At 45.0% G+C, this 21,057-nt stretch carries 18 protein-coding genes; 7 read left to right on the top strand and 11 right to left on the bottom strand.

From position 1 onward, the window contains the following. Positions 1 to 56: 56 nt before the first annotated feature. The 7 genes from MCG46_RS19030 to MCG46_RS19000 all read right to left on the bottom strand — a co-directional run bounded on the left by MCG46_RS19030 (position 57) and on the right by MCG46_RS19000 (position 7,379). Positions 57 to 467, bottom strand: a complete 411-nt coding sequence (locus tag MCG46_RS19030) for a PTS sugar transporter subunit IIA (RefSeq protein WP_240281381.1) — start codon at positions 465 to 467, stop codon at positions 57 to 59. 38 nt (positions 468 to 505) lie between these two features. Next, positions 506 to 2,524 (bottom strand): BglG family transcription antiterminator, encoded by a 2,019-nt coding sequence (locus MCG46_RS19025; protein WP_240281380.1) that lies wholly within the window; start codon positions 2,522 to 2,524, stop codon positions 506 to 508. Positions 2,525 to 2,547: 23 nt separating this feature from the next. Continuing rightward, the gene (locus tag MCG46_RS19020; protein WP_240281379.1) at positions 2,548 to 3,594 is read right to left on the bottom strand and encodes a hypothetical protein; all 1,047 of its coding nucleotides are present in this window, start codon (positions 3,592 to 3,594) and stop codon (positions 2,548 to 2,550) included. Positions 3,595 to 3,663: 69 nt separating this feature from the next. Next, a complete protein-coding gene (locus MCG46_RS19015; protein WP_240281378.1) occupies positions 3,664 to 4,461 on the bottom strand; it encodes a PTS system mannose/fructose/sorbose family transporter subunit IID in 798 nt (265 codons plus the stop codon). Beyond that, positions 4,454 to 5,230: a PTS mannose/fructose/sorbose/N-acetylgalactosamine transporter subunit IIC gene (locus MCG46_RS19010; protein WP_020225818.1), complete on the bottom strand. Its 777-nt coding sequence runs from the start codon at positions 5,228 to 5,230 to the stop codon at positions 4,454 to 4,456. The genes MCG46_RS19015 and MCG46_RS19010 overlap by 8 nt, the downstream gene beginning before the upstream one ends. Before the next feature lie 44 nt (positions 5,231 to 5,274). Then, complete coding sequence (locus MCG46_RS19005; RefSeq protein WP_240281377.1) at positions 5,275 to 5,775, bottom strand: PTS sugar transporter subunit IIB; 501 nt, start codon at positions 5,773 to 5,775, stop codon at positions 5,275 to 5,277. A gap of 377 nt (positions 5,776 to 6,152) precedes the next feature. Beyond that, complete coding sequence (locus tag MCG46_RS19000) at positions 6,153 to 7,379, bottom strand: hypothetical protein (RefSeq protein WP_240281376.1); 1,227 nt, start codon at positions 7,377 to 7,379, stop codon at positions 6,153 to 6,155. Between the two features lie 521 nt (positions 7,380 to 7,900). Between MCG46_RS19000 and MCG46_RS18995 the strand changes: the two genes are divergently transcribed. Beyond that, a complete protein-coding gene (locus MCG46_RS18995) occupies positions 7,901 to 9,283 on the top strand; it encodes an MATE family efflux transporter (protein ID WP_240281375.1) in 1,383 nt (460 codons plus the stop codon). A gap of 412 nt (positions 9,284 to 9,695) precedes the next feature. Here MCG46_RS18995 and MCG46_RS18990 read toward each other — a convergent pair whose 3' ends face one another. The 4 genes from MCG46_RS18990 to MCG46_RS18975 all read right to left on the bottom strand — a co-directional run bounded on the left by MCG46_RS18990 (position 9,696) and on the right by MCG46_RS18975 (position 13,544). After that, positions 9,696 to 10,367, bottom strand: coding sequence for a hypothetical protein (locus tag MCG46_RS18990; protein ID WP_240281374.1), 672 nt, complete (start codon positions 10,365 to 10,367; stop codon positions 9,696 to 9,698). Beyond that, positions 10,354 to 11,049, bottom strand: a complete 696-nt coding sequence (locus MCG46_RS18985) for an ATP-binding cassette domain-containing protein (protein ID WP_240281373.1) — start codon at positions 11,047 to 11,049, stop codon at positions 10,354 to 10,356. The genes MCG46_RS18990 and MCG46_RS18985 overlap by 14 nt, the downstream gene beginning before the upstream one ends. A gap of 116 nt (positions 11,050 to 11,165) precedes the next feature. Further along, positions 11,166 to 12,386: a helix-turn-helix domain-containing protein gene (locus MCG46_RS18980; protein ID WP_240281372.1), complete on the bottom strand. Its 1,221-nt coding sequence runs from the start codon at positions 12,384 to 12,386 to the stop codon at positions 11,166 to 11,168. A gap of 273 nt (positions 12,387 to 12,659) precedes the next feature. Then, positions 12,660 to 13,544, bottom strand: coding sequence for a LysR family transcriptional regulator (locus MCG46_RS18975; protein WP_240281371.1), 885 nt, complete (start codon positions 13,542 to 13,544; stop codon positions 12,660 to 12,662). 176 nt (positions 13,545 to 13,720) lie between these two features. Between MCG46_RS18975 and MCG46_RS18970 the strand changes: the two genes are divergently transcribed. The 6 genes from MCG46_RS18970 to MCG46_RS18945 all read left to right on the top strand — a co-directional run bounded on the left by MCG46_RS18970 (position 13,721) and on the right by MCG46_RS18945 (position 20,992). Next, complete coding sequence (locus MCG46_RS18970) at positions 13,721 to 14,671, top strand: twin-arginine translocation signal domain-containing protein (protein ID WP_240281370.1); 951 nt, start codon at positions 13,721 to 13,723, stop codon at positions 14,669 to 14,671. 206 nt (positions 14,672 to 14,877) lie between these two features. Then, entirely contained in the window at positions 14,878 to 15,720 is an 843-nt protein-coding gene (locus tag MCG46_RS18965) for a helix-turn-helix domain-containing protein (RefSeq protein WP_240281369.1), read from the top strand. A 2-nt stretch (positions 15,721 to 15,722) separates the two neighbouring features. After that, on the top strand, positions 15,723 to 16,634 hold the full coding sequence (locus MCG46_RS18960) for a DMT family transporter (RefSeq protein ID WP_240281368.1): 912 nt from the start codon (positions 15,723 to 15,725) through the stop codon (positions 16,632 to 16,634). Then, positions 16,618 to 17,040: a DUF2000 domain-containing protein gene (locus MCG46_RS18955; protein WP_240281367.1), complete on the top strand. Its 423-nt coding sequence runs from the start codon at positions 16,618 to 16,620 to the stop codon at positions 17,038 to 17,040. The genes MCG46_RS18960 and MCG46_RS18955 overlap by 17 nt, the downstream gene beginning before the upstream one ends. 298 nt (positions 17,041 to 17,338) lie before the next feature. Continuing rightward, a complete protein-coding gene (gene gpmI / locus MCG46_RS18950; protein ID WP_240281366.1) occupies positions 17,339 to 18,913 on the top strand; it encodes a 2,3-bisphosphoglycerate-independent phosphoglycerate mutase in 1,575 nt (524 codons plus the stop codon). A 126-nt stretch (positions 18,914 to 19,039) separates the two neighbouring features. After that, the gene (locus MCG46_RS18945) at positions 19,040 to 20,992 is read left to right on the top strand and encodes an aryl-sulfate sulfotransferase (protein ID WP_240281365.1); all 1,953 of its coding nucleotides are present in this window, start codon (positions 19,040 to 19,042) and stop codon (positions 20,990 to 20,992) included. The last annotated feature ends 65 nt before the right edge of the window (positions 20,993 to 21,057 follow it).

Raw genomic sequence — 21,057 nt, 5'->3', positions numbered from 1 at the left:
TGACAGAAAGATTTGCCGTTAAGACCGCTTTCCTTTCCGCTTGCAGAGTCTTGGATTTATTCGTCTTCTTCGTCAAACTGTGGGAACTGATAATCGTTCATGCAGACAACCGCTTCTTTTCCGACTTCTGCCAGGGCTTTGATCTGGGCTTCGGAAGCTTCTTCATCCAGACACATGAGCTGCAGCAGCAGTGGAAAATTGATGCCGGTAAACAAATAGGTGTTAGGACGGCTGAGATAAGGCACGGCCAGCTGGTTGACGCTGCCGCCTAAAATATCCGTACACAGAATTACCTGATCGGTTTCGCTGACTTCTGCGAAAAAACGCTCCAGTTCAGCTTTCGGATCACAGTCGTCCACATAAGCGCTGATCGCCGTGACTGATTGTAAATCAGCTGTGAAGATGCTGAGGGTATTCAGAATGCCGTGCGCCATTTGGCCATGAGTCATAATTACAATTTTACGCATAATTGAGTTTCCTTCCTTTTTTGGGACTTCTTTGTGAATCAGCGGAAACTGCTGCCCAGTGTCAGTACCGCAAGATGATTTTCCAGAATGACATCCATCAGATGCTCATAATCCGGATTTTTGACCAGCTCGTCGATCACCAGCCGGTCATGGAAAACAATTTCCAAAAGATGGGGAACATATTCATTTTCAAAGCGTTCTGCATCCTTGGCAATGTTGCCGCGATCCCAATACACGACAACCTGAGCTTTCTGCAGGCTGCGGTTCCAGGGAATGGGACGTTTCAGGACAAACACGGCGATCGTCACGCCCTGCGTATGCGAGTGCAGGCCGCTCAGGATGACAACATTGTCCTGCGGCTGGGAAGCCATGATTTGTTCGCAGGCAAGCAGATCCTCCTGCAGCAGCTGAGGACTGTCAGTCAGGGGCGAGAGCGCTTCGCCGATCATCTTAAAACACGCTTCTTCATTGCTTGCCTCAATCCCCGTGAAAATCTGCTGCGGACGCAGATCAGAGCGAATCTTGAAATTGCTGTGATGCGTACCGTTGACAAATAAACTGCGGATCGTCCGCTTGGTGTTTTCATCAAAAAATAAATCAAGATGGAAGACAGTTAAGGTCTTTGGAACAAAATTCAATGTTTCCGCAGGATAAGAAGTAAAGAGGATCTCATAAACACTCAAATCCGTTTCCTTTAATTCATAAAGCTCCAGCACATCGATCTGTTCCAGAAACCGGCCGAAATTGCGCATCAGCCGCTCAGCCATACCCCGCCCAACGCTTTTATCAATGTTGGATACGCAGCAGGCCCGGATTTTTCTGAATTTCCAGGGAAACCGGCCGAAAACCGGATGAATCACCAGTGCCAGCCGAGTGATTTCTTCTTCACTGATTTCAATCTCATATTTCTCATGCAGATAAACCATCGCCTGCATCGCCATCTTTTTGGACATCAGGGAGCACTGTACCTGAACCTCACTGGCAAACTGCGTAGTCCGCAGATGATAGCGGGAACGAGTGAACAGGCCGTCAAGATGCAGCGCGATATCATCGACCAGCTTAATGTCTTTGTTGATGGAGCTGAACAGATTAGTCTGGGCCAGATGCTGAACCAGATCGAAAGCGATGTCTTTGCTTTCCAGAAAGCCGTCGCGGAACATTTCATCCGGACTTAGCGCAATCCGAAAGCCGACAAAGCCAATCGCCAGAAGAATGATATCTTCGCGGATAAAGCGGCATTGGAGCAAATCGGTGCATTGATTCAGCACCAGTTTAGCGACGTAGTAGGAATTGCGGTTGGTGAAGCGGATGATTGTGGATTCGGGATATTCAAGCGGATGTCCCTGCTTGCTGCGAAAGGCGGAGAGGATGATCAGGCGGCTGAGGGAGGCCAGTGAGGAGCTGGATAAATTGTAACTGATAAACATTTCCTGCAGGGATCGAATGATCAGCTCAATCTGCTGCTGAATCTGCGGATCGAACGGATAAAGCCGGCCATATTCCTCAGGCTGTGCCGTGCGCACAGAGGTCGTTGCATAATTGCTGTATTCATAATTCAGGCACAGCCGGATATCATGTTCCCTTCCGACAATTTTCATGCCGTGCCGGCTTTTGGATACAATTTTTAAATCAAACTGTCTGAGAATTTCCCGCGCCCGGTTCAGAATCTGTTTGACGCTGGTCAAGTTCATAAAAAGCAGATCTTCCAGTTCTTCAATGCGGGTATAGCTGTCCCGGCAAAGCAGCGTGCGGATGACCAGGTGAGTTCGGTCAACTTGAACCGGATTAAGAATCTGCTGGCTGCTGCGCGTGGCTGTTCCCTGAGAAAAGCGTTCAAACTGCTGGCGGTCGCAGACAGTCAGCCAGTACCCGCTTCCGGTTTTCGACTCGATCACCGCGCCGTTTTCGCTTAAAACCTCATTCAGCTGATTGAGATTCTTCCGGATTGTTTTGCTGGAAACGCCCAAACTGTTCGCAAGGAATTGAGAGCTGACCGGTTCTTTGATACGGCTCAGCCGATCGAGCAGCTGGATTTGAATGGGAAGCAGTTTTTCCATAACCGATCACCTCCTGTTGTCTGTTACTGCAGTTCAAGAACCTCCAGATGCGGATCCGTTTTTACCCAAGTTCGGATCGCTTCCAAAGTGGATTCATCAAAGACCAGAAAATCGACGTATCCATGAGCGTTGCCCAGGGCAGCGTTGATCAGGATGCCGCTTTTCCGCTGACTGAGAATGCGGTTCACTTCCTTCTCTGCCTTTTCGCGCTGTACCGTTTTTTCCGCTTTGGATAACGCCGGCGGATAACTGACGACAACGCTGCAATACGCTGCCTGAACTGCGTTGACAAGGGCTGCCGAAGGTTTGTGGGAGGCGGATCGGCCTTCTTCGTTGAGCAGCGGAAGACAGAAGCTGACGCCCTCGGTGATATCCTGCCGCAGCGTAAGCTTGCGGGTACGGTAGGTATAATTTTTGGCGATGAAAACAATATCATCCGGATCGATCCAGCCGCGATTATGACATTCCTGATGAAGCAGGGCTGCCAGCTGATCCAGACTGACCCGAACCTTGCCGCGTGTTTTCCAGCGTTCGATGCCGTCCAAAAACTGCAGTGATCCCAGATAGGCTTCCACGGCTGTTTCGCCGATCGCATCCGAAAGCATGATATATAATATCATGAAGCAATCTTCCTCACGGAGTCCTTTAAATTTGGGATTCTTTTCCACCTTGAGATTCAGGCGGTGCCGCTTGTTATCAAAGAAAGGCAGAACCTGGATCTCCGCCGAATTCCAGGTCACGCCTTCATGGGTAAAGCTGCCGTTTAAGGCGGGATGGCTGTATTCAAAGCGCCATGTCTTTTTCAAAGGTTCCGGCAGCTGAGAACAGAAGTAAAATGCCAGAATACGTCGCAGTGGATCCAGCGTGGTCGTCAGCTCCAGCATGTACTGGGGCTTTTCAGGTAAGCGAACCAGCCGAAACGCAAAACTGGGAAGGACGGGATCCATCAGTTTTAACAGGATCTGACTGGCCTGTTCGAATTGATTTTGTTCAATCAGTTTTTCCAGCTTGGAGTGCTGTTGGCTGAATTCGGCCATGAAGTTTTCAACATTGTTATGAAATTGAATCATATCGGCCTCCTATGTGAAAGGAAGCACGCAAGAAACATGCGTGCTTCGTAGGCATCCTCAATTTTCAGTTTAAGCCAGAACGCCGATCGCGGAGAGCAGGATCGCTGCGACTAAGACGAGCACAATCATCTTACCGGAAGTCATGTTCTTCCGGCCTAATCCCCAATAGATCAGAGCGACGGTCACGACGTTGCCGAAATGCGGAATGATGGAATCCAGCAGATCGTTGACCGGCTGAACGACTTCGCCATAGCTCATCGTGATTCCGAACTTAACGTTGACAGTCGAAGCCACCAGTGCGCCGACAACCGACAAACCCAGAACAGAAGCGGCTTCAGTGATGTGCTGCAGCTGAGCGCTGCGGGTGGTTACGAAAGTGACGCCTTGTTCATAAGCGACAAAGAATAATTTGTAGAAAGCAAACCAGATGACCAGCTGAATGACTTCGGCGATTACCCAGCCGACAATGCTGCCTTCCAAAGCCATGTAAGCAGCAATTGCGCCGAGGATCGTCATGAACATGATCCAGATGATCGCATCCCCGATCCCCGCCAGCGGGCCCATCAGCGCTGTCCGCATTTCAACAGCCTGCTTGGTCGCATCCGAATCTTTGGTGGATTCGATGGCGATGCAGGCACCGAGGATGATGTTGCCCATCCACGGGTGTGTATTGTAGAACTTGAAATGATCTTTGTATTTTTCAGCCAACAGATCCGCATCACCGTCATAGATTTTTTCCATCGCCGGATGAATGGAGTAAACCCAGCCGCCGGACTGCATCGTTTCATAGTTAAACGGTGACTGACGGGTGAAAATATAACGGTTCAGGCAGCGCCGCAGATCTTTTTTAGTCAGTACATTACTCATCGTAGTTCCCTCCATTCGCCGCGGCCGCAGAGGTATTACCCTTCTCTAAGCCCTTATAAACCATATAGGCAGCGACAAAGGCAAACATTGAGATGGCCACCATCGACAGGCCCAGATAGGAAGCCGCCGCGAAGCCGAAGATCATGAAGACGCCGTATTCCCGGATTGGCAGGTATTTCATTAAGATCGCAAAGCCGACCGCCGGCAGCATTCCGGCCGCGGTATTGAGGCCTTTGGTCAGCCAGACCGGCATGTTCGCAAGCAGCGTCGTGATGATCCCGGAACCGACCGTCATAACTAACAGAATCGGCAGGGTATACAAAGTAGCCCGGAAAATATTCCAGCCGTGAGCCCAGATGCCCATTTTATCGAACTGATGCTTTTCAACGCAGTCCATCTGTTTATGGATGAAGAAGGAACCGCACATTTTCGCAAGAATATCAAACTGGGTGCCCAGTGTGGCAACCGGAATCCCCGTCGCCAGTCCGGCTTCCACACCGCCGCCGGTCGCAATCGCGAAGACGGTGCCGACAACCGTACCCATGGCATAATCAGGAACGGAGGATCCGCCGTAGCCGCCGACGCCCAAACCCATCAGGCACAGCGTGCCTCCGACGGTCAAACCTGTAGCAACATCGCCCATGATTAAGCCGGTAACAAAACCATGCAGTACCGCTACACCATAGCTGAAAAGCTGAACGCTCATTCCGATGACGGTGAATCCCCACATCCACGCGCAAACCAGAATGATTTGAATTGGAGTAAACATTTTTCTCTTCCTTTCTTCCTTTTCTTATTGATTGAAGGAGCGGATCAATCCAGAATATCCCGGCAGACTTTCACCGGATCATCAGTTCTGAACTGGCAGGTGATCTGAATCCCAGCATCCCGCATTTCGCGAAGCATGGCTTTTTCCTCATTGTTCACCCGGACGGTTTTGTCCAGGATCAGCGTTTCGCCGGTATTCTGTGTTACATTGCCGAGATTGACGCGGGCAAACTGAACGCCGGCTTTGTATAAAGCATAAACATCCTGAATTTCACGACCTACAATAAAGACCCGCTGGTCGGTATAATTCCCATTTTTGATGTTGGCCGCAGCTTTTTCCGGCGCCAGCACAGATAAGCTGACCCCTGCCGGGACGGACATTTTCAACGTGCTGCGAATCACCTGATTGTTAGAAGCGTCTTCATTGACAACCATAACCCGGGTGCAGTGATTCTCTGGAATCCACATGGTAGCAACGATGCCGTGAACCATTCGGTCATCAACCCGAACGTCAACCAGACCACTGCTCTGTAGATATTCGTTCATAAAATAATCTCCTTTCGTATCAATCAAATATGCATATTTATCTGATAGGTTAATTATAAACGCTTACATTTTGTTATTATAGGATATCTATTTCCACTAGAATTTTGCCTTTTCTATTCTTTTTTGACAGAGAATAGCGCCAAATAATGGAAATTATCCTCAGAAGGTCAAAAAGTTTCCACACCGTTAGCGTCTTTGAACGGACTGTATTATAAAAAAGGCTTTTCTGTCTGGATTTTCTTTTCCTTTCGTGATCCGAAAAGACCCGTTGGTTCCCTATAGATCAGGTACTCAAGGATGGAATTCGACGGTTTTAAGGCAAGCATATAAAAAAGTTCGGAAAGGATTACCCTTCCGAACGATGTGTGTTCTTGGATTTAAAACAGATTCTGAATCAGTTTGGCGACATATTCCTCAGCCTGTCCGCGCTTGAGCTGAGTTGAGATTCCGTCATGTCCGCCGTTGAACTCGCTGGCTTCAACAACATAGGTGCTGCAGCCGTTCGCATAACCCCAGACCAGACAGACCTTGGCATTAGAACTGCGCTTGATCTGTTTGCCGAAGGCACTGGCTAATTCACAGGGGATGATGACCAGTTCCAGATCACCTAAGCGCAGCACTGTACTGTTGAGGCAAACATGAACATGATCCTGAGCCAGTTTGCGGTGATAGCCGGAAATTTCAGAAAGCAGCCATTTGCGGGCATCAAATTCGGTAACGGTATTGAGCTGTTCTTCCAGTTTTGCTAACGCTTCGCTCAAGGCCGCTTTATCATTGTCATAATCCACTTCAAAAGCAACCGACCGGGCCTGAACCGGAGTTAAACAGAGGTTCTGACCGTCTTTGAAGCCGGCGATGTGAGCCGCGATGCCGGAGGTGACGCGCTTGAGCTCATTAAAATCATTGCCGTGACGGTACAGGCGGTTGGACATGTCCCCGGCATTGCCGTTGCTCATAAGCGGAACAATGCCTAAATACGGTGTCAGCTCACGCCGGACATTGCCCAGCATATCCGCGCTGAGTTGAGTTTCCAGAGGATTCATAATCGTAGAATGACAGGACATATTGACGAAGGCTGCGACAGTTTTTCCAGTTTCATCGCGGAATTCCAGATCGGTGATGACTTCATCGCCGGGCTTATCCAGTCCATTTCGGTTGCCATAGAAGCCTTTGACTTCACCCTGCCGAACGATGACGTCGGTAAATGGAACAAACTGCTTTGAAGCTTCCAGAACGGCTTCCATCGTTTTGTCCAGCACTTCGTTTTCATACTGCGTATCTGTTTCGGATTTAGATCCGGTGAAGGCCGACATACCAAAATAAGGTCCGGTGTGCGTGTGCGTAACACTGAACACTGTCAGCATCGGATCAATATCCAGAAGCTCATGGACGGTGTTTTTAACACGACTGACAAAATTGAAATCAGCGCCGATGACGTCGGCATTGATAAAACAGCAGCGTGTCCCCTCTAAATTTAAAAGCAGAACATGAACTTCCAGTTCGTCATGGACGCCAGTTGAACTTTCTGTCCGCATCGCATGACCTGCGATAGGCACGGAACCGGCGGGGGTGATAATACGGGAACTTTTTGCGACTTCAAGCATGGTAAGAATCCTCCTTCTATAATAACGGTCGAGCCGTTTAATCCTGAATCCAACGGGGGATGCGTCAAGATCCAAACTGAAAAATAGGAACCTGTTTCATCCGTTTCCTGATTTGGAAGAGCACGGAAACAGCATGCCGATCCTTCCGATAATCCTCGTTTCATCCCATGGATTGAAGATCAATCAGCGGCATTTTCCGAGACGGTGTTCTGTTTGTTATTTTCATTATAATCACTTTCCAAAGAGGATGAAATACACAATACTTCCGGAAGCTTATGGACCTGGAGTGATGATCTTGAAGTTTTCAGGGACTTTTCCGGCGAACAAACACGGAAGAAAAAAGCGGGAAAATATCGCAAGACAATGACCACAATGAGGAAAACAAGTCCAGATCAGAACAATCCCGCATTCCTGTCGATTTTGAAAATTTCTAATTTCGTGGTAATGATTGATTACTTATTGAAATTTTAAGAAAGTGGAATCTTGATAAAATAGGCATGTTTATGGGAGGTGTTTCATTTGTGACACAGGCAGTAAAAAAAGCGAAAGTCGGAATGAATCTGACGGAAGGATCCATTCTGCGATGTCTGTTAATTTTTGCGATTCCAATTGTTTTGACCAATCTTGTTCAGCAATTATATTCCATGGTGGATCTGGCCGTCATTGGGCAATATGTCGGGACTTTAGGTACAATCGGTGTCAACACCGGCGGCGAAATTGCCGATCTGGTGGCACCGGTTGCGATGGGATTTTCCACAGCCGGCCAGATTTATATTTCACAGCTGTTTGGCGCAGGCGATGAGGGGAAGATCAAGAAAACCGTCGGCACGCTGCTGAGTTTTATGATTTTGATTTCAGTCGTATTGGCTGTCGTCGCGATTTTCTTCCACACGTCTATTTTAAATATGATCAACTGTCCTCAGGAAGCCATGGATCAGGCAAGCGCCTACATGGTCATAACGGCGATCGGTTTTCCTTTTATTTTCGGATATTATGCCGTTTGCGGTATTCTGCGGGGAATGGGGGAATCCAAGCGGCCATTGATCTTTATTCTTGTCGCGGCCGTGATTAATATCTTCCTGGATGTGGTGCTGGTTGCTGGATTCCATATGGAAGCGGCCGGGACCGCGATTGCGACAGTATTGGCGCAGGTAGGCTCCTTCGGTGCAGCGCTGATCTTCATGATCCGGAATCGGGAAAAATTTGATTTTGAACCGAAGCTATCTTATTTTAAGCTGGATGGCGAGGTCATGCGCGTGATTATTAAGTTGGGCATTCCGCAGGTAGTCCGCAGTTTATTGGTACGGTTCTCGATGCTGTGGGTCAATTCGACGGCCAATTCTTACGGCGTGGTTGTTTCCAGCACAAACAGTATCGGCAACAAGCTGCAGAAATTCCTGGAAGTCTTTGTTCAGGGAGTCGATACCGCTTCCGCCTCCATGGTGGGACAGAATCTGGGCGCCCGAAAAGTGGAACGTGCCGGGAAAACAACAATCTATACGTTAGGCTGTACGTTGGTCTGCGCAGCGGTGACGAGCTTGCTTTGTCTGTTCTGCCCGAAACTAATCTTCGGTATCTTTACCAACGATCCGCAGGTTTTGGATCTGGGCGTTACCTTCTTACGAATCTTCATTCTTCACTTCATCGTTTCTGCGGTTATCGGAGCTTTTCAGGCGATGGTTACCGGATGCGGTTTTGTTGAACTCGGCTTTGCGATCGGCATCCTGGACGGTGTCGTTTGTAAAATCGGTCTAAGCCTGATCTTCGTCAATCTCTTTCAGATGGGTTATCAAGGTCTGTGGTGGGGTGTTGCTTGTTCCCGAATCATTCCTTGTTTGATCTGCATGGCATATTATTTCAGCGGAAAGTGGAAAACCCGAAAATTATTAACCTCCGGTTCTTAATGAACCCGTAAGCGGCCAGTTAAGGGATTTGCAGCGATCCTCCCTTTCGATACAGATCCCGCACTGTCCGGCTGAAAACCCAATGGCAATGAAGTTCGTCAAAAAATAGAATAAAACAGAAACCGGTCAGCAGATCGGTTTTTGTTTTATAAAATCAGTGTTTAATACATCGTGAGTAATTCATCCCCCATCTCTATAGGCGATGGGATGAATTACAGGAAAAACTGTATATGTTTTATCTAAAATTTTATTGATTATCTGGACGATGATTTGCTGGAATTTTGTATTAGTGATTTTCAAGGAAAAGAAGCGTTATTTAAAGATTTATTATCTGAGTTTGTAGAGAATAATTTGTTGACGAAATAAATAGATCGGTGAAAAAGGCTTAGCATACAGTTGCTAGTTTAGCATCTTATTTTCGTATGAATTGATTTTGCCGAAACAAAACCAGTACACAAAAACATAATAAACAAGTGATACAACCTAAACCGATATATTCAATGATGCCATTAGGAATTTTCAAAAACTCTAAGAGTTTGTAATATCCAAAATAAAAGGATACGAGCACAAATAGATATATTGCGATGTTTTTCTCATCATGAATAACTATGGAACAGATAAAGGCTAAGCATGTGCCAATGCCACATCCTAGAATTAATTGGAAGATGAAGCTGACACGGATAGAGAAATAAATTGCTTCCTCTATAAAAATACTTATAATTGCATTGGAAAATAGGATGAAAATCAATGCTAGGATCGAAATTATTAGATTAGTTAAATATTTGCTTATTAAAATGTCAATTCTTTTAATTTGGGAATGAATAAAGAATTTTTCAAAAATACCGCAGTTAATTGCTCTTCTGGTTTGAAACAGAGTGGTTTCCGTATAAATTAATGCTATATAGATGATAATGATCAATTCTTCAAATTTTCTCATGTCCTTTAAGTAGAATTCAGAGAGACCAAAAAAATTAAATAACAAGATTGGGATAATCGTCATCAGTAAAAAGGTACTTCCTACTTTAACAGGGTTATTACGATATTCGTAAAAGTCTTTTAAAATCAGCGCTTTAATAACCATCATCTGAGATTGGTCCTCCAGTGTATTGCTTGTAAATTGACATAATATTATCAATGCTATCAGTTGCTTTTGAATAAACGAGCCTGCCATCTTTTAAGATAATTATCTCATCACTGATCTTTTCGATCATATTGATATCATGAGAAGCCAGGATTATACATTTCCCTAAGCTCTTATAATAAGTCAAAGAGTTGCTTAATAACTCTTGAGAAACAATATCAATTCCATTGGTTGGCTCATCCATCAAGAGAAAATCAGGATTATTCAAAACAGAAATCATTAAGCTTAATCGTTGCTTTTGACCTTGAGAAAGGTAGCGCACCTGTGTTTTCTGTTTCTCAAACAATCTCCACTTTCGTATTTCATAAGAGATAAATTCAAGGTTGTTGCTTTTCTTGCTAGAATTTAGTAATAGAAAAATTTTTATATTTTCTTCTACGGTTAGGAAATCAAACAACCCTCCGGAATCAGGTGCGTAGGATAAGAGTGGATCTCCTTCAAATGAGATTGTTCCTTGCTTTAATTTCAGAACATTTAATATCAATCGAAGCAGTGTTGTTTTACCAGCGCCATTGTGACCAAGGAGAGCATATATTTTTCCTCTTTCAAAACGATAAGAAAAATCATGGAGTACTTCTGTTTTCTTATATGTAAAAGAAACGTGATTTAATTCCAGGGATGACAACTTGACCACCTCTTTATATAAAAATTATAGAGGGTGAAAAATTCTTTTACAAGAGGGAGGGGGTTGCCTTGTTTCTAGCGAAAAACGCCTGTTTTGGGATAATCTAGGCAACGCTATTAAAGCTGTTTTTGATAATAAAAAGCTTTATCTAAACGATTTTGTTTTTCATAAATATCTATAAGTAATTGTAGATAAAATTGTTTGCCTTCGATATCCAAACATGGATTTAGTTGTCGATATGTTTCTTCTAAATGCTGAATGATTAAGTTTGGATTATCATCATAAATAATTAATTTCTCAATCGTATCTATCTTACTGTATGTAATAAGATCATGGATGCTTTCTTCTTTCCCTTTATGTATCCATGACATCGCGCTTTTATAGTCATGAAGTTTGTAGAAACAGAGTATAAGTAAATAATAGGATAAAGAGGTAAAATTGGATTCCTGTGTATTAAGCAGTAATTCTAAGGCTTCGCTGTAAACTTTTCTTTTAATATTGTTCCATATTAAGTTTCTTTTGATTCTTTCATAGATCTCATTGTTATTACAATTATTTAATAGTTGCTTATACCATAGATCTGCTTGTTCGTAATTGCCATATTGGGAATAAGTATTTGCAATATGTGTTTTGGTATATAGCTGTCGTTTATGATTACCTTCTTCAATGAAACAAGCTAAAGCTGTTTTTTGGATATCAATAGCTTCAACAATCCTGCTGGATCGATCATAAGCGATACCCAAGTGATAACATACCATTCCAAATGAATAGGGATATTTACCTAAATCTTTTGCTCTTTCAAAAAAAGTTATGGCTTTCTTGAAGTTGTTTTCATTTTTGTAGCGTACTCCTTGATAGTCTAGAAATATTTGCAACTCTTGCGGATAGAATTTAATTTTTTGATTTAACTCATTGAGTCGATCTTCTATTTTTAAAATAAGCGGAATATCATGCTTCTTCGTAACCAGCCAAACATAGTAAATTAAATAAAATTTTATAATTAAGGGTGAATAGATATAGGAATCAAAATGATATTCAAAAAGATCGTCAGTAGCTTTTTCTTCTATTGGATTATCATAGACAAGATCCCGATATAAATAATTTAATTTTTTTTCTAAATCAGATAAAACAAAGTCCTCAATAATCAAATTATAATTTAAGGATTGATAAAGATGGGCTAGAAGAGAATCAGAAGGACTCCGTAATTGATTTTCGATTCGGCTAAGGTAGCCTTTATCAACAGAAGATATTTTTGATAATTGTTTTAGTGAAAACCCAGCTTTTTCTCTAAGTTTTCTTAATTCTCCGCCAAAGTAATAACTCAATCTTTCTTCCATAATAAATTCATCCTTTCCAAATCTATCATAGACATTTACTATTCAAAAAGCCAAGAGTATTTTTAATTTAAATAAGATTAAAGTAAAACCTTTCCTGTTTTTCAGTGTTAGATCCTACATGAAAAGAGTCAGGAAACAGCGTTCAATGAACTCATGATCATTTGCATATTTCAATGACTTTCAAGGTGGGGATCTTTATTTAAAGAATGAATATCTGAATTCTATAAAATAATTTGTTGGCGGAATAAATTTATCGAAGAAGAAAGACTCAGCTTAAAATTGAATTGTCTTCATTTTTGTTTGACATAGCTGAATGAAAGCTTTGCCTACTTCATTTAATTCCCCTTTTCGCCAAGCTAAAACCAAGGTGATTTTTCGTTTACGGTTAAATGGGATAAACAATACGTCATTCTTTTCACCGGGAATGGTCTTATACGGGAAAATAGAAACTCCGGCATTAGCCTTGACAAAGCCAATCGCGAAGTTGCAGTATTCAATTTCTAAATAATTGACATTTTCTGTGCATTGATCAATTTCCTGAACGATATCCCGTATCCATTGATCATTATGTGTAGTAATAATAATCGTTTTTCCAGAGAGATCTTGGGGTTCAATTTCAGGCTTAACCGCAAGCGGATCTTCATGGTTGACGACACAGTAAAATTGGGATTGTTTCAGCGAAATAAACTCATAATCAGGATTATTTTTGACCCAGCAGTCATAGGTAAACATCATATCTACGGTTTTAAAACGCAATGGATCGCAGCCGCTGCTGATGTTGACGGGAACGGAATCCAAGTGTATCTGCGGGCAGCATTTTTGAAAATTCAGAAGCAAGGCAGGATAACAGTTTAATATCACTTCGGGTGTAAAGCCGACAGTCAATGTCTGGCTTTCACGATAAATTTGAGCTGCCCGCTCAATGGCGTCCTGGTGCATATCATAGATTTTTCGCAGTTCTTCAGCATAGGCCGCACCGGCAGGCGTCAGCGTAACGGAATGTTGATCCCGAAAGAATAAGGGAAAGCCTAATTCTTCTTCAAAATGCCGAAGCTGATAAGAAACAGTGGAAATTGAAAGAAACATTTTTTCAGCGACAGCCGAAAAACTTTTTGTTTCTGCTAATTGTAAAAAGCATAGAATTTGCCGTGTGTTCATAAGACTCTCCTTTCTGATAAGAAGTGGAAGAAGAACGTTAATTTCCATCTTATCAGTAAAATCACAAACAAGCAATAAGACTAGATGTGAATATTTAAAAGTTTGTTTTAATTTTTAAAACACAAAGGAATCGAGGGTTGTGTATGATTAAAACAACAGATAGAGGAGGAAACAAAATGAATCAGATTTCACGCAGACAATTTTTAAAAGCAGGATCCGCTGCCGCTTTTTCCACTGCCATCCTTGAAATGCTGAGCGGATGCAGTTCTGATCCACAGCCTAAAACCACCACGGAACAAGCCTATGATCCGAAAGGTTTGATCCAGTATATGAAAGACAATCCGACAAGCTGGATGCCGGTAGATAATGGATATTGGTCAGAGAAACCGGAAGATAAGCCCACAACCGAGGAATTGACAACGATGTGCGACGTCGCAATGATGGCACAGCTTGCGGTTCAATTCAGTGAGGTTTTCTGTGTCGTTCTGCAGGATGTTCAGGATCAGTTTGATGTAATCGGGGATTATTGGGATCAGCTGTTTAACGCAAAAGGAAGAAGTGTTACGGAGGGAACGGCAACAATTCTGTTCTATGCGGATAAGATTCTGCCTCAGGAAGAACATGCGACGCCTTACGGCAGTTACGTTGACAGTACCACCGGACTTGAAAGCGAAGTCGGTAATTTCTACAGTCAAAGTGTTACTAACGCCTATTTGGATACAGGGATTGCGATGGGATGGCTGCAATTTGCCGCTCATGCATTAGGCTATAATACCCATATTTTCGGCGGTCTGTATGGAGAAGCCGCGAAAACGGATCCAACGCGGTATATCGATGGCAAAGGTTTAAAACGAGGTTGGGGATTTGTCCACAGCTATGGGGAAGATATTAAAGATATTCCGGTAGATGGCAATATGAAACTGGTTGCGGCTGTCGTTATCGGAAAAGTTGCGGAAGGTGAAGATGCAATGACAGCGGCTTCCAAACATATGCGGCCATCCAATTATTCATTTTATGACGGTCATCCTGGAGAGAAAGCAGTCATTTCACCGACTGCGGATTCAACGACCGGCGCAACTTCGCCGGATGCTACAAGCGCACCGACAGTCACGGCAGAAACCAAGTAACAAGCTTTTAAAAGGACTGCAGGGAAAAGCGGAAAAACTAAAAAAGAAGTTAGTCATCTCGTCTAAGGATAGAGGTGACTTTTTTAGCTGTGCTGAAAAAGTCAGCGCCAAAAGTAAAACCTTTCCTGTTTTTCAGTGTCAGATCCTTCAAGAAAAAAATCCGGAAACAGCGTACAATAGATTTAAATGAAAAAGGGGGGAAGGGAATGCCATCAACACAGGAACAGCGGCATGTTTATTATGACCGCGATTTGGAAATTGAAGCGTACAATCTGGGTGGGATTGTTCAGAAGTTTCCCAATCATTTTCATGAATTTTATGTCCTGGGTTTTATTGAAGGCGGAAAACGGCATCTGTGGTGCCGGGGAAAGGAATATGACGTTAGCGCGGGCGATTTGATTCTGTTCAATCCGCGGGATAATCATTACTGCGCGCCGATTAACGGTGAAATTCTGGATTATCGGGCAGTGAATATCAATCCGGATATTATGCGGAAAGCCGTTAAAGAAATAACCGGCCGCGATTCGCTGCCAAGGTTTACGCAGAACGTAGTGCCGCAAAGTGAAATTGCCGTGCTAATCGGGGATGTCTATGATGCGATTCTAAGCGGAGCCCCCAAGCTGAAAAAGGCCGAGGCATTTTATTTTTTGATCGAACAGGTGCTGCAGGACTATGCCGTAGACGTGGATCAAAGTCCAGTGCCGCAGCCCAATCCGCAGATTCAGTCGCTGTGTGAATACATTGAAACTCACTGCGAAGAAAATATCACATTGGAAAATTTAGCGGCGATGGCCGGCTTTGGTCAGTCTTATTTGCTGCGCTGTTTTACTCAACAGGTCGGCGTATCGCCGTACCGCTACCTGCAGACGATTCGGATTGATCGGGCTAAAAAGCTGCTGGAACAGGGGGTTCCGCCGATGGAAGCGGCGGCGATGACCGGTTTTGCGGATCAGAGTCATTTCACCAATTATTTCAAGGAATTTATCGGACTGACGCCGAAGCAGTATCAGCGGATCTTTACCCAGACCGATAAAAAAAACGGAGATTGAAGATGCACAGTAAACTTCGGTTAGGTCAGGCGGCAGCTTTGATCACGATCCTGATCTGGGGAACGACCTTTATCTCAACTAAGGTATTGCTGACGGCACTCTCACCAATTGAGATTCTGTTTCTGCGTTTTGTGATCGGCTATCTGGCCTTGTGGCTGGCAGCGCCGCGGCGGCTGGTTCTGACTGATCGTAAGCAGGAAGGCTGGTTTGCGGCAGCCGGACTGTGCGGTGTGGCCCTGTATTATGGATTTGAGAACCTGGCATTAAGTATGACGCAGGCGTCCAATGTTGGTGTGATCATTTCCATAGCTCCGTTCTTTACAGTTTTGTTCAGTGCGGTTTTCCTGAAACAAAAACGTCCGGGGCTGCGATTTTTTCTCGGCTTTTTGATGGCGATGGCGGGCATTATGCTGATCAGTTTTAACCAACAGGCTGTTGAAATTCATCCGCTGGGTGATGGCTTGGCAGTGATTGCCGCGATGATCTGGGCGATGTATTGTCTGATAAGCCGGAAGATTTCCGAGCTGGGCTACAATGTTCTTTTAACGACACGAAGGACTTTTTTCTACGGTCTGCTGCTGATGCTGCCGCTGGTTATGACGCAGTTTTCCGCAGATTTTCAGATCCTGTCTGAACCCTCCGTTCTGTTAAATTTGGTGTTTTTGGGGTTAGGCGCATCCGCGCTGTGCTTTGTGACCTGGAATTATGCAGTTGGAATTTTAGGCTCGGTGAAAACGAGCGTGACCATTTATATCGTACCGGTGATTACCGCAGTGGCTTCAGCCTGGGTTCTGCATGAGCCGCTGACACCCCGGGTGATTTTGGGATTGGGCTTAACCCTGGGCGGCTTGCTGCTGTCCCAGAAAATAAATCAGGAAAAGGAGCAGAAAGAACAAAATGGAATACTTGAATGAAAAATGTGTCATGGTGATCAATTCAGAATTGCCGCTGGGACTGATCGCCAACACGGCAGGAATCTTAGGTGTAACTCTAGGTAAGCTTGCCCCGCAGATCGTCGGTGAGGACGTCGTTGATCAAAGTGGAAATACCCATTTAGGCGTCGTTGCCATTCCCGTGCCGATCTTGAGCGTATCTACAGAAAAGCTGAAAAAGATTCGCGAACAGCTGTATCAGCCGGAGTTTTCCGATCTGATTGTCGTTGATTTCTCGGATATTGCCCAGAGCTGCAAGAACTACCCGGAATATATTGAGAAGGCAGCTCAGGCATCAGAAGCACAGATTACATACTTTGGGATCGGGTTATACGGTCCGAAGAAACGGGTAAATAAGCTGACTGGCGATCTGCCGCTGCTGCGCTGAATCTTCAATCTTGAGGGACAGAGATTTGATCTGCCCTTTTTTTCTGTTTCGTGCTGAAACGATTCAAACGAAATGATTAAAGAACTGCCATAAAAAGCAAGGCGGAAAACAATGAAGCAGACGGAAAAAAGAAGGGGAAAGAAACCGACGAAGAAAGGTGTGAAACAGACTTGGATGTCTTTTCATATCCAGAAGCTCACCTGAAACCTGTGAAATAATCCAGAAAATCACAAGACATTTTAATGCTTTTGCGGCCGCTTCGTGGTATATTATTGGTGTGAAAACAGGAGGATAACACATGAATAAAAAACCTTTAGTTCTTGTTGTCATGGATGGCGTCGGATTAACCGAGAAGGATAACGGCAATGCGGTCAAGCATGCCTACACTCCGAATCTGGACGCGCTGATGGCAACCTGCCCGAATACAAAAATCAAAGCCCACGGCACCGCGGTGGGTTTGCCGAGTGATGCCGATATGGGAAATTCCGAGGTCGGCCATAATGCGTTAGGCTGCGGTCAGATTTACAGCCAGGGCGCAAAGCTGGTCAACGAATCCATTGAAACCGGTGCGATTTATACATCGGATACCTGGAAAGAACTGATTGCGAATGCGAAAGGTCATACGCTGCACTTTTTAGGTCTGTTGTCAGACGGCAACGTCCATTCGCATATTCATCATCTGGAAGCGATGATTCGCGAAGCAAAGAAGGAAGGCGTTGAGCGTGTACGTCTGCACGTTCTGCTGGATGGCCGCGATGTTCCGGAAACCTCAGCGCTGATCTATGTGGAAGAAATTGAAAACCTGATGACCGAGCTGAACGACAGCACCTTTGATGCGAAGATTGCCAGCGGCGGCGGACGAATGGTCATCACGATGGACCGTTACGAAGCTAACTGGAATATGGTTGAAAAGGGCTGGCACATTCATGTTTTAGGCGAAGGCCGTCAGTTTGCTTCAGCCAAAGAAGCAGTGGAAACGTACCGCGAGGAGCTGCATTGCTCAGATCAGGATCTGCCGGGCTTTGTCATTGCGGAAAACAGCCAGCCAGTCGGAACGATTGAAGACGGCGACAGCGTTATTCTGTTCAACTTCCGCGGCGACCGCGCTATTGAAATTTCCAAAGCCTTTGAAATGGTGAACTTTGATGCCTTTGACCGCGTGCGGTTCCCGAAGGTCATCTATGCGGGCATGCTGCAGTATGACGGCGATCTGCACATTCCGGAAAAGTTCTTAGTCACGCCGCCGCACATCACCAACACGATGTCGGAATATCTGGTGAAAAAAGGCATTCGTTCCTATGCGATTTCAGAAACGCAGAAGTTCGGTCATGTTACTTACTTCTGGAACGGCAACCGTTCAGAGAAGTTTGATGAAAAGCTGGAAACCTGGGTTGAGATTCCATCGGATGTTGTTCCATTTGAACAGCGTCCTTGGATGAAAGGCGCGGAGATCAGTGATGAACTGATCAAGGCAATTGAATCCGGTGATTACGATTTCTATCGTGTTAACTATCCAAACGGCGATATGGTCGGTCATACCGGCAACTATGAGGCGACGATCATCGGCATGGAAACGGTGGATCTGTGCCTGAAGCGGTTAATGGATGCCTGTGACAAAGCCGGTGCGATCATGATTGTGACTGCCGACCACGGCAATGCCGATGAAATGGAAGAAAAGAAAAAGAATCCGGAAGATAAGGCGAAACCGAAAACTTCCCATACGCTTAATCCGGTACCGTTCATCATTCGCGGTGCGGATGTAGAATTAAAGGACGGCGATTTTGGTTTAAGCAATGTGGCAGCTACGGCTGTTGAACTGATGGGGCTGGAAGTTCCGGAAGGCTGGAACGAAAGCATGCTGGCCAAGAAATAAAAGTTCAGACAAAAACAAATATTGCCTCTGAGTTGTGGTATCATAAGCTCAGAGGTTTTCTTTTCAATTCATAAAAAGAAATCGAATTCCCATTTCCTGCAACATTGATCTTAAAGGAGGAGAATTATGCGAAAAGGACTTTTAACCATCTTGGCTTTTGGCCTGCTGCTCAGCGCTGGCTGTTCGTCAGCAAATGAAAAACGGACCTTCACGGAGGAAGGAAAAACGGAAGTCGCAGTCCAGGAAACTTTGTTGGAAACCCAGAATCGTCAGACTGCGGAGATCACAGCTCAGCTGCAGGGCGGAACGCTGGATAATCCGATTGTACTGGTCAATCCGTATGGACTCAGCCCGCTCAGCGCCCTGATTGCCCTGGACACGGAAACGGAAGAAGCGCTGACCGTTACGGTAAAGGGCCGAAAGGCGCAGGCTGATCTAAGCTGGACTTATGCTCCGGCAACAGAGCATCGGGTGCCGATTATCGGCTTGTATCCTGAGGAAGACACAACGGTGCAGTTGATTGTCGGTGATATCGTCAAAGAACTCAAGATTCAGGGACAACCGTTACCGGAAGGGGCATTCACTGCGGAAGTAACGACAGCTTATCAAAATCCGCAGCCCAATCAGCTGATTTTCACGACGCCTTCCAGTACAGGCTATGCGACAGGTTATGACTGCGAAGGTGATATCCGCTGGATATTGAACGTCATGATGTTGTGGGATTTGAATTTGCTGGACAATGGACGGATCACGCTGAGTACCAATCGGCTGCTGGACAGTCCGTATTACACCACCGGTTTTTTAACGATGGATCTGCTGGGACATATTGACACGGAATACAGTGTGCCAGGAGGTTATCATCATGATCTGGATCAGCTGCCTAACGGAAATTATTTAATTGCTTCGGATGATTTCAGCGGCGGTACAGTAGAAGATGTGATTGTAGAAGTCGATCGGGAAACCGGAGCGATTGTCAAGTCGTTTGATCTGAAAAAGATCCTGCCGCAGGATGAGGGCAAGAGTCTAAACTGGACGGCCAAGGATTGGTTCCATAACAACAGCGTTGATTACAATCCGATCCAGAACACGCTGACCGTTTCGGGAAGGCATCAGGATGCCGTCGCGGTGATTGATTATGATACACAGGAACTGATCGCGATTATCGGTTCTCCAGAAGGTTGGTCTGAATCAATGCAGTCTTATTTCCTGACACCGCAGGGGGATGACTTTGAATGGCAGTGGGCGCAGCATGCGGCAACCTGGCTTGACGATAAGCACCTGATGTTATTTGATAACGGAATGTATCGTTCAAAAACAGAAGACAAGGCGGTTGCGGCAGAAGATAATTATTCGCGGCTGGTCGTTTATGAAGTGGATCTGGAAAACAAAACGATCAAGCAGGTCAAGGAATATGGCAAAGAACGGGGTTATGCTTATTATTCACCGTATATCAGTGATGTTGATTTCCTGGGAAATGACCAGTGGCTGATCACATCCGGCGGTATTTCCTGGCTTGACGGCAAGATTAACAACATGCCGGGTTCCCTGACCACCTATGATAAGATGGAAGCCTATGTGACGCTGATCGAGAGGGATCAGGAAATATTTGAGCTGAAGATTCCAGCGAATATTTATCGGGCAGAAATGATCGATGTTTCAAAGACGACGATGACACCGTTAACGTCCGGCAGCTTGTTGGGAACGCTGGGCATGACGACATTTAAAACGGAAGCGGATTTATCATCGAAATTGAAGTTCAGTGAGGCTCAGACAATTGGTGAGGAACTGGCACAGAAACTGATCTTAACCCAGGAACAAGATCGGCTGATGGTTACGGCAACCTTAAACAAGCATGATAATCTCGATCTTATTCTGGTCAATGAAGAAGAACTGCGGATTTATCCAGTCCAGACGGATACCCAGCCGGGAATGTGCGTTGCGGTCTTCAATCAGCCGAAGTCACCAGATGTTTCCACACTGATTCAGACAATCAGTGCTGAGGGATTGGAAGGAACATGGCATATTTACTATTTGTTTAATCAACAGCTCTATGATGCAAAACAGGTTTATAAGAACTAATGGGGACGAAAGAAAAAAAGAAGGCAGAAGCCTGGGCGCAGGCTAAACGTCAATGCAGGCTCAGC

This window comes from Holdemania massiliensis (genome assembly GCF_022440805.1).
Taxonomy (GTDB): Bacteria; Bacillota_I; Bacilli_A; order Erysipelotrichales; family Erysipelotrichaceae; genus Holdemania; species Holdemania massiliensis_A.
Note: the sequence above shows the minus strand (reverse complement) of the source record. Positions and strands in the feature narration are given on the sequence as shown.